The following is a 13,788-nucleotide window of genomic DNA, read 5'->3' as shown; positions in this document are numbered from 1 at the left end:
GCTGTAGGTGCTGCGGGCGGCGGATTGAGTGGTCCCGCCGGCGTCGGTGAGGGGTGGACCAGGGAGATGAGGGTCGCCTCCCCCGGTGACCGGCCACGGCCCCGTGGCTAGGCTGCCGCCGACGAGGGAGGACGCCGATGTCCGAGGACTTCGCGGTGACCGTCGGCGCGGGCACGCTCGCGCCGGACGACCCGGACGCGCTCGCGCTGCCGCACCGGTGGACGGCCGCCGGGATGCGGGCGACGCCCGCCCCGACCGGCGCGCACCTGCTGCACCTGGCGGTCGCGGGGTGCGTGCTCAACGACCTGCACCGCGAGGCCGCCGCCCGCGGCATCCCGCTGGCCGGGGTCGAGGTGGTCGCCCGCGGCGGGTTCGCGCCGGGCACCTGGGCGTCGACCGGGATCACCTACGCCGTGCGCGTGGACACGACCGCCACCGAGCACGAGGTCGACCTGCTGCTCGCCGTGGTCGACGAGGTGGCCGAGATCCCCCGGGCGGTGCGCCAGGGCGCGCCGGTCAGTCGCGCCACTGCGTGAGGTCGGCCCGGCCGAGCATCCCGAGCTTCCGCAGCGCGCGGCTCATGTGGTTCTCGACGGTGCGGACGCTCAGGTAGAGCTGGTCGGCGATCTGCCGGTTGCTCAGGCCCTCGCGCGCCAGCACCGCGACCTCCTGCTCCCGGCCCGACAGCGCCTCCGCGCGGGCACCCGGCAGCGGGCCCCGGCCGACCGGGCCGTCGGCGCTGCGGGCCGCCACGCCGAGGTACTGCTCGGCCGCGCGGGACAGGGCCGGCGCGCACAGCGGGCTGGTGCCGGGCAGGGCCGCCGCGACGGCCGCCCGGTCGCCGTCGGCCAGCCCGACCAGGACCTGCACGTACGGCTCGAGCAGCGGCAGCCGGGCCCGGTCCGCGACGGCTCGGACGGTGCGGGCCGACGCCGGGTCGAGGTGCGCCCCGCCGAGCACCCAGCAGGTCAGCGCCGGCTGCAGCAGCCCCTGGTCCGCGTAGCCCTCGGCGACCGCCCACGCCGTCGCGGCCGCGGCCGTCCCGTCGCCGGTCGCCGAGGCCAGCGCCACGTGCGCGAGCGGCCGCAGCGAGTGCAGCAGCGGCTCGTGCTCCGGCGGCGTCGCGTCCAGCTCGCGCACCAGCACCTCGGCCAGCGGCTGGTTGCCCGCGTTCGCCTGGAGGATCGCGCCGATGGTCAGCCCTCGCCGGTGGAACGTCGTCCCGACCGGGCCCGGGGCCCCGAGCCGCAGCGACGTGCTGAGCGCGCGCCACGCCGCGCCGCTCTGCCCGGCGGCGAACAGCACCTCCGCGAGCATGCAGGCGTGCACGCGGATCCCGAGCGCGTCCAGGTCGTCGTACGCCGCGTCGAGCATCCGGCGCTGCCACTGCTCGGCCTCGGCGGTGAGGCCCGACTGGAGCAGGCACTGCCCGCGCAGCGCGGCGAGGTAGTGCCGCGCCTCGGGCTCGGCGTCCGAGAGGTCCGCCTCGGTGCAGACCTGCAGCGCGGCGCCGGGCCAGCCGGACTCCAGCAGGGCCGCGGCGCGCAGCACCACCGGCCAGCCGCGGAAGAACGTCGCGGCCTCCGGCGGGTCGGACTCGGCCGCGACGTCGTCGGCGCACCGGCCGTCCGCGATCTCCCGGACCAGCCGGCGCTTGCGCTCCCGCAGCACCCGCACCGGCGCGAGGTCCGGGTCCTCGGGGTCCTCGCGGTCCTCGCGCGGGCCCGCGTCGGCCCGGGCCGCGTCCTCCGCCGGCGCGTCCGGCTCCGCCTCGGGGTCCGCCGAGGCCGCCGTCCACGCCGCCCAGCGCGACCGGAAGAACGCGAACGCCGCCCGGTCGGCCGGGTCGTCGCACGGTCCCGGGGCCGCCTGGGCGAACACCTCCGCGAGCGGCTCGGCGGCGGGGCGGCGCAGCAGCAGGGCCAGGTAGGCGTTCGCGGTGCGCAGCGTCGGCTCCTGCAGCCACACGCCGCGGCGCGCCGCCTCCTCCGCCGTCGCGTGCTCGTGCACGAGCCCCGCGAGCTGCGCCGCCCACGCCGACGTGCCGCCTTCCCCGGACGGCGCGGCGAGCAGGGCCACGCTCACGTGGTCCGTCGGCGCGACCGCCGCCGCCGGACCGCCCTCGGCCGAGACCCGCCCGGCGAGCTGCCGGCGCCGGGTCGGGACCACGCGCTCGCGCAGGGCCCGGGCCAGCAGCGGAGGCGCGACGGCCAGCACCTCGCCCGAGGCGCCGGGGTCGTGGCCCACCACGCGCCCGGCCTCCTCGAGCTCCGCGAGCACGTCGGGCGCCACCAGCCGCGCGGCGACGTCGGCCGGCACCGGGCCGGCGCTCGCCAGCGCCTCCAGCGCCTCGACGCCCTGCCGCGGCATCCCCGAGAGGAACACGTACGCCACCGCGTCGACCGGCACGTCCGAGAGGCCCCCGTCCTCGACCCAGACGCTGTCCTGCCGCCGCAGCGCGCCGGCGGCGCGGGCCGCGTCCGCGAGCGCCACGACGGCCCGCGGGTTGCCCCCGGTCTGGGCGGTCACCGTGGCGGTGAGCCCCGCGTCGGCCGGGGCGCCGAGCACCGACGCCAGGAGCGCGGACACCGCGCGGAAGCCGAAGGGGTGCAGGCGCAGCTCGGCCGGGGCGCGGTCCACCAGCAGCTCGCGCATGCCCGCGGTGGGCGCGAGCAGCGCGTCGACGGTGCAGGACGCCACGAGGATGGCCGGCGTGCGGCCCAGCACGCGGCGGACCACGCGCAGGCTCGCGGCGTCCACCCGGTCGACGTCGTCGACCAGCAGCACGCTGCGCCGCGGCCGGAGCTCGTCGGCGAGCCAGTCGGTCAGCGCCGTCTCGTCCGGCACCCGCACCGAGGCCGACGCGTGCTCGACCAGCGCGGACAGGTCGCCCGGCCCGCAGGCCCGCAGCAGCAGGCCCGTGACGCCGCGCCGGGACGCGTCGGCCAGCAGGCGCTCCAGCACGGTCGACTTGCCGGCGCCGCGGTCGCCCCGGACCAGCACGTCGCGTCCGAGCGGCAACCACCGCTGCACCGCCGCCACGGTCAGCCCGAATCCCTCTGCCTCCACGGCGCGTCTCCCGTCCTGCGCCCGCTGCTGGACGCCCCTGCCGGCCGACCCGGACGTCGACCTCCGCGCAGGGACTCTGCTGGGTGCCGCACCACTCAGCGGACGGTCCGCGACCACCTACGCAGCGGCGGCGGGCGCACGGCCGGCGCCGTACCTACCCAGCGGGTCCCGGTCCGTGGGTCGGCCCACCGCGCGGCACCTCGGTCCCGGTGCCACGCTGGAGAGCGCCAGCGGGGGCCGGCCGGGTCCCCGCGCCCGCGACCGGAGGACCCGCGATGTCGCACTCCATCGGCTACTTCGTCGGCAGCCTGTCGAGCACGTCGATCAACCGCACGCTGGCCGAGGCGCTCATCGCCCTGGCGCCGGACCAGCTCGAGTTCCGGGAGATCCCCATCCGGGACCTGCCCCTCTACAGCCCCGACTACGACACCGACTACCCGCCGGAGGCCCGGGCGCTGAAGGACGCCGTGGCCGCGTCCGACGGCATCCTGTTCGTGTCGCCCGAGTACAACCGGTCCATCCCGGGGGCGCTGAAGAACGCCATCGACTGGGGCTCGCGGCCGTGGGGCACCAACTCGTTCGCCCGGAAGCCCACCGGCATCGTCGGGGCGTCCATCGGGGGCATCGGCACGGCAGTCATGCAGTCGTCGATGCGCAGCGTCCTGAGCTTCCTCGACGCCCCGCAGCTGAACTCCCCCGAGGCGTACATCCACTTCCGGCCCGAGGTGTTCGGGCCCGGCGGCGCGGTGCACGACGAGGGCACCGCGAAGTTCCTGGGGCACTACATGGACGAGTACTGCGCGTTCGTGCAGCGGGTGCTCGACGCGAACGCCTCCGGGCACATCGGCGACGAGGACCCGCAGTCGTCCAAGTAGGGGTCAGGCCCGGGGCTTGAGCCGCTGCCCGGGGATCACCGGCGCGGGCAGCGGCGCGTGCGCGTGCCCCTCGACGCGCCCGAACCGCGGTCCGCCGCCCTCGGGCGACGCGATCTCGGCCTGCCACTGCTCGCGGGCGGCCAGGACCTCCTCGTGGTCGCGGCCGATGAAGTTCCACCACATGACGATCCGCTCCCCCAGCGGCAGCCCGCCGATCAGCAGCAGGCGCACCTCGGTGTCGCCCGTGGCCCGCAGGGTCAGCGTCGTCGCGCCCGGCGCCCGGTAGAGCAGGTGGTGGACGGGCGCCGGGGTCCCGTCGACCTCGACGGCGCCGGCGTCGACCAGCACGCCGTGCTCGAACGCCGGGTCCACCGCGAACGCGTGGGTGGACCCGGGAGCCAGGCGCAGCTCGGCGCCGACCAGCGGCGAGAACGACGGGACCGGCGACGTCGACCCGGCCAGCGCGCCGAGGAACACCCGCGCCTCGCCGCCGTCGAGGGCCACCACCGGCGGCACGTAGTGGTCGAACGCCGGGTCGACCCCGCGGTCCCGCTCCGGCAGCACCGTCCACAGCTGGACGCCGTGCAGCACGGTCGTGGCGTCGGTCGAGTCCTCGGAGTGGCTGATGCCGTGCCCCGCGGTCATCAGGTTGAGCTCCCCAGGCCGCACCAGGCAGTGCGTGCCGAGGCTGTCCCGGTGCTCGATCTCCCCCGAGAACAGCCACGACACGGTCTGCAGCCCGGTGTGCGGGTGCGGCGGGACGCGCATGCCGCCGGTCGCCGCGACGTCGTCGGGGCCGTAGTGGTCGAGGAAGCACCAGGCGCCGATGAACGACCGGGCGCGCTGCGGCAGCGTGCGGCGGACCGCCATGGCGCGGATCCCGCCGAGCGGCACGTCCCGCGGCTCCAGCAGGTCGCCGGCGCGCGGGTCCGCCGGGGTGCAGACCCGCTCGGTCGCCACGGCCTCGAGGTTGGTCATGCCCCGAGCGTAGGGCCGGACCTCCGCGCTAGCGGCGGAGGGCCGTGCGGATCGCCGCGACCGCCACCGCCCCGCCGAGGATCCACGGGCCCGCGACCAGCACCACGTCCAGGGGCTGGTGCCGGACGTCGACGCGACCCCGGCGCGAGGCGATGGGGTGCCGGCGGGGCTCGGACAGGACGCCCGTCTCCGTGATCGGGTTGTCGGGGCGGGTCGTGGCGAACGACTTCAGGTGCTCCGTCGTCGACTCGACCCGGTCGGCGGCGATCAGCAGCAGCCAGTGCGCCGCGCGCCCCTCGCTGAACCGGTCGTACGCGTAGCGCCGGATCGCGCCCGCCGGCCCGTGCAGCGGCTGCGCGGTGCCGAACACCGGCGGCAGCATCGTGTGCTCGATCGACCGCTCGCGCGGGTACGTCTCGGGCTGGCGGTCGGGGAACTCCCAGTGCGCGCCGGTCGGCAGGTCGCGGCGCTCACGCGGGTAGGACGGGCGGTCGGCGGGGTCCAGGTCGGCACCCCAGCCGGGGATCCGGGCACGGAGCTGCTCGGAGGTCTCCGGCAGCGCCGGCTTCTCTGCGCGGTACGGCATGGTCGTGCTCCTCTCAGTCCGCGTCCGGGATGATGGCCGGCTTGATCATGCCGTCGAGCTTCGACGACATCATGTGGTAGCCCTCCGCGATGTGCTCCAGCGGGATCCGGTGCGTGATGATCTCGGACGGCTTGAGGTAGCCGTTGCGGATGTGCTCGAGCAGCCGCGGCCACTGCCGGCTCACCGGCGCCTGGTTCATCCGCAGCGTCAGGCCCTTGTTCATCGCGTCGCCGAACTTCACGGCCGAGAAGATCGGGCCGTACGCGCCCATCACCGACACCGTGCCGCCCTTGCGCACGCCGTCGATGGCCCAGTTCAGCGCGACGGGCGACCCGCCCTGCAGCTTCAGCTTCGCGGCGGTGACGTGCTGGATGAGGTTGCCGTCCGCCTCCGCGCCGACCGCCTCGATCACGCGGTCGAACCCCAGACCGTCGGTGGTCTTCTTCATCTCGACGACGATGTCGTCGTACTCGGTGTAGTTGCGGGTCTCGGCGTAGGCGAAGTCCTGCGCCTTCTGCAGCCGGTAGCCCAGCTGGTCGACGACGACGACCCGCCCCGCGCCCATCAGCCACGCGGAACGCGCCGCGAACAGGCCCACCGGCCCGGCGCCGAGCACCGCGACGGTGTCGCCCTCGTGGATGTCCGCGAGCTGCGCCCCGAAGTACCCGGTGCCGAGCGCGTCGGTCATCAGCAGGGCGTCCTCGTCGTCCAGCCACTCCGGGATCTTCTGCGGGCCCACGTCCGCGAACGGCACCCGCACGTACTGCGCCTGGCCGCCGTCGTAGCCGCCGGTGCTGTGCGAGTACCCGTAGATGCCCCCGATCGCCGTGGCGTTCGGGTTCACGTTGTGGCAGTTCGAGTACAGGCCGCGCGCGCAGAAGAAGCAGCTGCCGCAGTAGATGGTGAACGGCACCATCACGCGGTCGCCCACCTGCAGGTTCTGCACCGACGACCCGACCTCGTGGACCACGCCGATGAACTCGTGCCCGAACGTGTGCCCGATCCGGGTGTCCGGCATCATCCCGTGGTAGAGGTGCAGGTCGGAGCCGCAGATGGCGGCCCGGACGACCTTCACGATCGCGTCGTTGGGATGCTCGATCGCCGGGACGTCCTTCTCCTCCACGCGGACCTTGTAGGGCCCGCGGTAGACCATCGCTCGCATGGTGGCTCCCTCGTGGCGTGCTGACGTTCGTCCCAGCCTGCGCACCCCCGGCGCGTCCCGCATCTGGAGGCGCCGGGTGCCACCATCGAGGCATGCCGACCCGCCCCGCCGCCGCCGTCCTCGGCACCGTCCTGCTCGCCGCGCTCGCCTCCGGCTGCACCGGGACCGCGACGCCGACCCCCGGTGCGTCACCGGCCCCGCCGCCCGCGACCGCGCACGTGACGGGGCAGTCGACGCCCGACGTGTCCGGCGTCGTCGAGCTGCGGGACGGGGTGCCGGTGCTCACCGGGGCGTCCGACGGCTACTACGAGGGCATGGCGCTGGACCGGGCGGACCCGCAGGTGGTGTCCGGCGCCGGCGCGATCACGCTGGACGACCTCGCCGACGGCGACGAGGTCGAGGTGTGGCTGGCGGGCGGGGCGTGCGCCGAGTCGTCCCCGGTGCAGTGCGACGTCGGGACGGTCCGGGTCCGGGGCTGACCGCCGGGCCCGACGGGCTCGACGGGCTCGCGGTCCGCCGTAGCATCGCGTCGATGACCAGCGCCCCTGCCACCGAGCCCGGCGCAGCCGCGCGCGCCCTGCTCGAGCGGCACCGGGCCCTGGCCGGCACGGCGCGGGCCGTGCTGGACCACCTCGACGGCGCCACGGTGCGGGTCGCCGCGCTCGTGGAGCAGGACCGGGAGGCACGCGTCCGCGCGGAGCTCGGGATCGTCCCGGTCGAGCAGCTCGGCGCGATGACCGACCGCAACCTGCGCCTGCGGGCCCTGGCCGACGCCGGGTACGCCACCGCCGCGGACCTGCTCGGCGTCGACGCGGGCACCCTGGACGCGGTGCCGGGGGTCGGGACGCAGACCGCGCGCAGCGTCGTCGCCGCGGTCGAGCAGCTCGCGGGCGCGGTCCGCGCCGGCGTCCCGGTGCGGCTCGAGGTCGACCGCTCGGGGCGGCCCGACACCGCGACCACCGTCGAGCTGCTGCGGCTGCTCGACCGGCTCCTGCGCCTGCGACCCGTCGTCGAGCCGCACCGCACGGCGCTCGCGGACTACGCGTCGTCGGTCGCCGCCCACCTCGTGACCGCCGCGCCCGCCGGGAGCCGGCTGCGGTTCGCCCTGTCCCGGCGCGCGGCCAAGGACCGTGCCCGGCGTGCGCTGGCGGCGCTCGACGGCTGGTCGGCGGTCGTCGACGACGGGCTCGGGGCGACGGTGGACCGGCTGGCGGCCGCGTGCGCCGCGCCGGAACCGGACGCGACGGCGCTGTGGGACGTCTTCGAGCAGCGCAGCGCCGAGCTCTACACCGTGCTCGGCAGCATCGTGCCCCTGGCGGACGACGTGCTCGCGGCACGCGGCATGCTCACCGCCGAGCTCGCCGAGCGGGTCGCCGCGCGGCCCCTCGACCTGTCGCTGATGCGGGTGCCGCTGCGCGGGTACCAGGAGTTCGGCGCCCGGTTCGCGCTGAACCAGGGCCGGGCCCTGCTCGGGGACGAGATGGGCCTCGGCAAGACGATCCAGGCGCTCGCGGTGATCGCCGACCGGGCGGCGGCCGGGGACCGGCACTTCCTGGTCGTCTGCCCGGCCGGCGTGCTGGTGAGCTGGCTGCGGGAGGTCGACGCCCGGACCACGCTGACCGGGCACCGGCTGCACGGGGAGCGGCGCGCGGAGGCGATCGCCCGGTGGCAGGCGGAGGGCGGGATCGGGATCACGACCTTCGAGGGGCTGCCGCACGTCCCCGCCGACGGGCCGGAGGTCGCGGTGCTCGTCGTCGACGAGGCGCACTACGTCAAGAACCCGGCGGCCCGGCGGTCGCAGGAGGTCGCGGCGTGGGCCGCGCGGGTCTGGCGGGTGCTGCTGATGACCGGCACGCCGATGGACAACCGGGTCGAGGACTTCGTGGCGCTGGTGCGGCTGCTCGACCGGGACCTGGCCGACGGGCTGCCCCGGCACCTCGGCCTGGTCGGCGCGGACACGTTCCGGCGGGCGGTCGCGCCGGTCTACCTGCGGCGGAACCAGGCGGACGTGCTCGTGGAGCTGCCGGAGCTCGTGGTCGTCGACGACTGGGAGGACCTGTCCCCCGCCGGCGAGCGCGGGTACCGGTCCGCCGTCGCCACCGGGAACTTCATGGCGATGCGGCGCGCCGCGTACCTCACGGAGGACCCCGCCGACTCGACCAAGCTCGCGCGGCTGGTGGAGATCGTCGGCGAGGCCGGGGAGAACGGGCACCGGACCGTGGTGTTCTCGTACTTCCGCGACGTGCTGGACCGGGTCGTCGCCGTGCTGGGGGCCGGCCCCGGGCCGGTGTTCGGCGCGCTCACCGGCGACGTCCCGGCCGACGAGCGGCAGGCGGTCGTCGACGCGTTCTCGGCCGGGCCGCGGGACGGCGTGCTGGTCGCGCAGATCGGCGTCGGCGGGGTGGGCCTCAACCTGCAGGCCGCGTCCGTGGTCGTGCTGTGCGAGCCGCAGCTGGTCCCGTCCGCCGAGGCGCAGGCCGTCGCCCGCCTGCACCGGATGGGCCAGGTGCGGACCGTCGTGGCGCACCGGCTGCTCGCCGAGGACGGCGTGGACGAGCGGATCGTCGAGCTGCTCGCCGGCAAGCGCCGGGTGTTCGACGCCTACGTGCGCGAGTCGTCGGTGGCGGCCGCGGCCGTCGCCGCCGTCGACGTCACCGAGGCCGGGCTCGCGCGCGAGGTCGTGGCGATGGAGCAGGCGCGGCTCGGGTACGGGCCGGTGTGGGCCGGGCTGGCCGAGGACGGGGCCGCGCCGGACCCGGTCTGAGCGCCGGGAACGTCAGCGCGCGGGCACCGGCGCCGGGTCGGGCACGGGCGCCGGCGCGGGCGCCGGCCGGGTGCGCGCCTCGACCACCAGGACCACCGCCACCCCCACGGCGCAGAGCGCGAACCCGGCCGCCGTCACGACGGTCAGCGGCTCGCCGAAGCCCACCGCGCCGGCCACCGCGGTCGCGGGCGCGACGAGGAACAGCAGCGCGTTCAGCGCCGTCACGCCGATCCGGCGCAGCAGCCCCCAGTACAGGCCGTACGCGACCAGCGTCGGGAGCACCGCGGCCAGCGCGGTGACCAGCCAGAACGACGGCTCCCGCGGCGGCACCAGGGTGCCGGTCGCGGCCGCCAGCACGACGAGCGCCGCCGCCGTGACGACCAGGTGGATCGTCAGCGTCACGAGGACCGGCGGCCGCGACTCCGCCCGGCGCTCGACGAACGTGCCGGCGACCAGGCAGGCCATCGCGAGCGCGGGCAGCACGTAGGCGACGGGAGCGGCGTCCGCGCCGCCGACCTGCGAGCGCACGACCAGCGCCACGCCGGCGGCCCCGACCAGCAGCCCGGCCCACTGCGACCCCCGCACCCGCAGCCCGAGCAGCGGGCCGACCAGCGTCGCGACCACCAGTGGCTGGACCGCGTCGATCAGCGCCGTGCTGCCGGTCGTCACGCCCGCGGCGATCGCCGCGTACACGAGCACGCAGTAGCCGAGCTGCGCGAACAGCCCGACGACCGCCTGCTGGCGCAGCTGCGTCCACGTCACCCGGCGGGCCGAGCCGGTCGCCAGGGCCACGACCAGCAGCACGAGCGCGACCGGGACGAACCGCCACACCAGCAGCGTCACGGGCGGGACGTCCACGGTGGCGACCTTGGCGATCACGAACCCCGAGCTCCAGCTGACGACGAAGCCCGCCGACGCCGCGACCGTGGTCACCGCCCGAGGTAAACCGATCTGTGTACCCATGGTGGCGACTATACAGAGCGGTATACTCGCTGTCGTGCCCACGCCCGTCCCGGAGCCCGCTGCCCTCACCCCCGGCGCCCGCCGGGTGCTCGACGCCGCCTCCCGCCTGTTCTACGAGCGCGGCATCCACGCCGTCGGCGTCGACACCATCGCCGAGGAGGCCGGCGTCACCAAGAAGACGCTCTACGACCGGTTCGGGTCGAAGGAGGCGCTCGTCGTCGCCTACCTCCAGCACCGCGACGCCCGCTGGCGGGACCACCTCGCCGCCCGGCTGGCGCAGGTGCCGGAGCCGGGGGCCGACCGGGTGCTGGCCGTCTTCGACGCCGCGATCAGCTGGTCCGACGCGAACAGCCCCAAGGGCTGCAGCGCGATCAACGCCCGCGCGGAGATCGGCGACGGCCACGACGGGCACCCGGTGTTCCCCGAGGTCGCGCGGCAGAAGACCTGGCTGCTGGACCTGTTCGCGGAGCTGTGCCGGGAGGCCGGGGTCGAGCGGCCCGACGCGACGGCGCAGGCGCTGATGCTGCTGTACGAGGGCGCCATCGTCACCGTGGGGATGGAGACGTTCCCGCGGCCGTTCGAGGTGGCGCGCGAGGTGGCGCGAGGGCTCCTGGCGGTGCGGGTCGCTAGTCTCGTCGGGTGAACGCGACGGAACGGCACCACATCCGGGTCTCGGGTGTGCCGGGCGCGCAGCCGATCGTGTTCGCGCACGGGTTCGGCTGCGACCAGCACATGTGGCGGCTGGTGGCCCCGCACTTCGAGGACGCGTTCACCGTGATCACGTTCGACCACGTCGGCGCGGGCGGCTCGGACACCTCGGCGTACGACCCCGAGCGGCACGGCTCCCTCGAGGGGTACGCCGAGGACGTGCTGGCGATCGTCCGCGAGCTCGACCTGCACGACGTGGTCCTCGTCGGCCACTCGGTCTCCGCGACGATCGCGGTGCTCGCCGCCGCGGCCGAGCCGGACCGGTTCGCGAAGCTGGTGCTGGTCGGGCCGTCGCCGCGGTACATCGACGACGACGGCTACACCGGCGGCTTCTCCGAGGCCGACATCACCGAGCTGCTCGACTCCCTGGACAGCAACTACCTCGGCTGGTCCCGGGCGATGGCCCCCGCGATCATGGGCAACGCCGACCGCCCGGCCCTGGGCGCCGAGCTGACCGAGAGCTTCTGCCGCACCGACCCGGAGATCGCCCGGCAGTTCGCCCGCGTGACGTTCCTGTCCGACAACCGGGCCGACCTGCCCGCCGTCACCGTGCCGACGCTCGTGCTGCAGTGCACGGACGACATCATCGCCCCGGTCTCCGTCGGCGAGTACGTGCGCGACGCCATCCCCGGCGCCCGGCTGGTCATGCTCGAGGCGACCGGGCACTGCCCGCACCTCAGCGCGCCCGAGGCGACGACGGCGGCCATCGCCGAGTTCGTCCGCGGCTGACGGCCGCGCGCATGGCGACCGACGGCACCGACGCCGCCTTCCACGAGGCCCCGCTCCAGGACGACCCGGCGCTGCTCTACGACCGGGCGCCCTGCGGCTACCTCACGACCACCCCGGACGGCGTCATCGTGCGGGTCAACCAGACGTTCCTCGCCTGGACCGGCTTCCGGCGCGAGGACCTGGTCGGCCGGCGGCGGTTCGTCGACCTGCTGCCCGTCGGCGACCGGATCTACCACGAGACCCACTACGCGCCGACGCTGCAGATGCAGGGCTCCGCGCGGGAGATCGCGCTCGAGGTCGTCTGCGCCGACGGCCGCCGGTTGCCCGTGCTGGTCAACTCGGTCCTCGACCGGGACGCGGACGGCCGCCCGCTCGCCATCCGGACCGCGGCGTTCGACGCGACCGAGCGACGCCGGTACGAGCAGGAGGTGCTGGCGGCCAAGCGCCGCGCCGAGGAGTCCGAGGCGCGGGCCCTCCAGCTCGCGCAGACGCTCCAGCAGACCCTGATCCCGCCGACGCCGCCGCACGTCCCGGGGCTCGACGTGGCCGCCGCGTACCGGCCCGCGGGCGACGGCCGGCACGTGGGCGGCGACTTCTACGACGTGTTCCAGGTGTCGCCCGACGACTGGGTGGTCGTGCTCGGCGACGTCCAGGGCAAGGGCGCCGAGGCGGCGGTCGTCACCGCGCTCGCCCGGTACACGGTGCGCGCCGCGTCGGTCGACCACGACTCCCCCGCCGCCGTCCTGCACACGCTCGACCGGGTGCTGCACGACGCCGACACCGACCGCTACTGCACGGTGGTGCTGATGCGGCTGCGCCGGGTCGCCGGGGCGTGGCGGGCGACGGTCGCCTGCGGCGGGCACCCGCTCCCGCTGCTGCGCCGGCCCGGGCAGCGGCCGGTGCCGGTGGGCGCGCACGGGCACCTCGTCGGCATCCTGGCGGACGCCGAGTTCCACGACGCCGAGGTCGTCCTGGTGCCGGGCGACGCGCTCGTCCTCTTCACCGACGGCGTCACCGAGGGCCGGCGCGGCGCCGGCTTCTACGGGATCGACCGCCTGGTAACCGTCGTGGACGAGCACCGCGGGTCCGCCGCCGACGTCACCGACGCGATCCTCGCGGACGTGATGGCGTACCAGTCCGGGGACGCGCGGGACGACATCGCGGTCGTCACCGTCGCCGTGGAGGCCGCGGCTCCCGATCGGCCATGATGTCCGGGTGACCGATCAGCGCTCCCCGATCATCGGCGCGTGGCGGCAGTCGCCCGTGCTCCTCGTGGTCCACCCGACGGCCGCCGACCTCGGCACCTTCCCCGCCGACCAGGTCGAGGCCCTGCGGCCGCCGGCCGGCCGGGTGGGGGTCGGCGTGGTCCTCGGGCTCGTCCTCGCGGCGCTGGTCGCGGTCGTCGCGCACGCGGGTCCGGGTGCGGTGCCCGCGATCGCCGGCGCCGGTGCGGCGGTCGTCGCGCTGGCCGTCTACCTGCGCGGGCACCCGGTGGCGTACGTGATCGGGGCCGTGCTCGGCGCCGTGGCGGCGCTGCTGCCCGGCGGCTCCGTGGTCGTGGCCGTCGTCGCCGCGGTCGTGCTGCTCGTGCTCGCGTGGTTCGCCCGGCTCGGCTACGCGGCGCGCCGGCAGTGGTGGCCCCGGCTCGAGGCCCTGCTGACGGAGCACCGGCCCGCCGACGGGGTGCTGGAGGTCCGGGGCGTCGCCGGGTCCGGCTTCCCGCACCGCTACCTGCTCACCGCGACCAGCCCCGACGTCCCCGGCCGGTCGTGGACCGTCGAGGAGGTCGCCTCCCGCCACCTCCAGCCCCGGACGGGCGACCCCGTGCGGATCTGGTTCCGGCCCGCGGACCCCGACGCGGCGGTGCTGGCGGTGTCGAGCGACCAGGTCGGCATGCAGGCGCGGCTGGCCGAGGACCCGCGGGCGGGCGGCGGCACCCCCGGACCTGTCTGAG

The 13,788-nt window shown here is 76.1% G+C and carries 13 protein-coding genes; 8 read left to right on the top strand and 5 right to left on the bottom strand.

Features of this window, described 5'->3' with window-relative positions; translation table 11 throughout:
* The first annotated feature begins 137 nt into the window (after positions 1 to 137).
* A complete protein-coding gene (locus ACWPWW_RS14830) occupies positions 138 to 536 on the top strand; it encodes an OsmC family protein (protein ID WP_454051120.1) in 399 nt (132 codons plus the stop codon).
* Here the strand turns inward: ACWPWW_RS14830 and ACWPWW_RS14825 are convergent.
* Entirely contained in the window at positions 517 to 3,069 is a 2,553-nt protein-coding gene (locus ACWPWW_RS14825) for a LuxR C-terminal-related transcriptional regulator (RefSeq protein WP_454051119.1), read from the bottom strand. The two genes, ACWPWW_RS14830 and ACWPWW_RS14825, sit on opposite strands and share 20 nt — an antisense overlap.
* 275 nt (positions 3,070 to 3,344) lie before the next feature.
* Between ACWPWW_RS14825 and ACWPWW_RS14820 the strand changes: the two genes are divergently transcribed.
* Positions 3,345 to 3,944 (top strand): NADPH-dependent FMN reductase, encoded by a 600-nt coding sequence (locus ACWPWW_RS14820; protein WP_454051118.1) that lies wholly within the window; start codon positions 3,345 to 3,347, stop codon positions 3,942 to 3,944.
* Between the two features lie 3 nt (positions 3,945 to 3,947).
* On the opposite strand, the gene ACWPWW_RS14815 is transcribed toward ACWPWW_RS14820, so the two are convergent.
* From ACWPWW_RS14815 to ACWPWW_RS14805, 3 genes are read right to left on the bottom strand one after another with little or no spacing between them, the layout of a single operon-like run.
* Positions 3,948 to 4,922: a pirin family protein gene (locus tag ACWPWW_RS14815; protein ID WP_454051117.1), complete on the bottom strand. Its 975-nt coding sequence runs from the start codon at positions 4,920 to 4,922 to the stop codon at positions 3,948 to 3,950.
* Between the two features lie 28 nt (positions 4,923 to 4,950).
* Positions 4,951 to 5,508, bottom strand: coding sequence for a hypothetical protein (locus tag ACWPWW_RS14810; RefSeq protein WP_454051116.1), 558 nt, complete (start codon positions 5,506 to 5,508; stop codon positions 4,951 to 4,953).
* A gap of 13 nt (positions 5,509 to 5,521) precedes the next feature.
* The gene (locus ACWPWW_RS14805) at positions 5,522 to 6,670 is read right to left on the bottom strand and encodes a zinc-dependent alcohol dehydrogenase (RefSeq protein ID WP_454051115.1); all 1,149 of its coding nucleotides are present in this window, start codon (positions 6,668 to 6,670) and stop codon (positions 5,522 to 5,524) included.
* A 92-nt stretch (positions 6,671 to 6,762) separates the two neighbouring features.
* Here ACWPWW_RS14805 and ACWPWW_RS14800 point away from each other — a divergent pair, with 92 nt between their 5' ends.
* Positions 6,763 to 7,149, top strand: a complete 387-nt coding sequence (locus tag ACWPWW_RS14800; RefSeq protein ID WP_454051114.1) for a hypothetical protein — start codon at positions 6,763 to 6,765, stop codon at positions 7,147 to 7,149.
* A gap of 53 nt (positions 7,150 to 7,202) precedes the next feature.
* Complete coding sequence (locus ACWPWW_RS14795; protein WP_454051113.1) at positions 7,203 to 9,434, top strand: DEAD/DEAH box helicase; 2,232 nt, start codon at positions 7,203 to 7,205, stop codon at positions 9,432 to 9,434.
* A gap of 12 nt (positions 9,435 to 9,446) precedes the next feature.
* Here ACWPWW_RS14795 and ACWPWW_RS14790 read toward each other — a convergent pair whose 3' ends face one another.
* Positions 9,447 to 10,397: a DMT family transporter gene (locus ACWPWW_RS14790; protein ID WP_454051112.1), complete on the bottom strand. Its 951-nt coding sequence runs from the start codon at positions 10,395 to 10,397 to the stop codon at positions 9,447 to 9,449.
* A gap of 34 nt (positions 10,398 to 10,431) precedes the next feature.
* Between ACWPWW_RS14790 and ACWPWW_RS14785 the strand changes: the two genes are divergently transcribed.
* The 4 genes from ACWPWW_RS14785 to ACWPWW_RS14770 are packed head-to-tail and all read left to right on the top strand — an operon-like array spanning position 10,432 to position 13,787.
* Complete coding sequence (locus ACWPWW_RS14785; protein WP_454051111.1) at positions 10,432 to 11,040, top strand: TetR/AcrR family transcriptional regulator; 609 nt, start codon at positions 10,432 to 10,434, stop codon at positions 11,038 to 11,040.
* The gene (locus ACWPWW_RS14780) at positions 11,037 to 11,834 is read left to right on the top strand and encodes an alpha/beta fold hydrolase (protein WP_454051110.1); all 798 of its coding nucleotides are present in this window, start codon (positions 11,037 to 11,039) and stop codon (positions 11,832 to 11,834) included. The genes ACWPWW_RS14785 and ACWPWW_RS14780 overlap by 4 nt, the downstream gene beginning before the upstream one ends.
* Before the next feature lie 11 nt (positions 11,835 to 11,845).
* Positions 11,846 to 13,042, top strand: a complete 1,197-nt coding sequence (locus ACWPWW_RS14775; protein WP_454051109.1) for a PP2C family protein-serine/threonine phosphatase — start codon at positions 11,846 to 11,848, stop codon at positions 13,040 to 13,042.
* Between the two features lie 7 nt (positions 13,043 to 13,049).
* The gene (locus tag ACWPWW_RS14770; RefSeq protein WP_454051108.1) at positions 13,050 to 13,787 is read left to right on the top strand and encodes a hypothetical protein; all 738 of its coding nucleotides are present in this window, start codon (positions 13,050 to 13,052) and stop codon (positions 13,785 to 13,787) included.
* Position 13,788: the final 1 nt, after the last annotated feature.

It is taken from the genome of Cellulomonas sp. Marseille-Q8402 (assembly GCF_965119525.1).
Note: the sequence above shows the minus strand (reverse complement) of the source record. Positions and strands in the feature narration are given on the sequence as shown.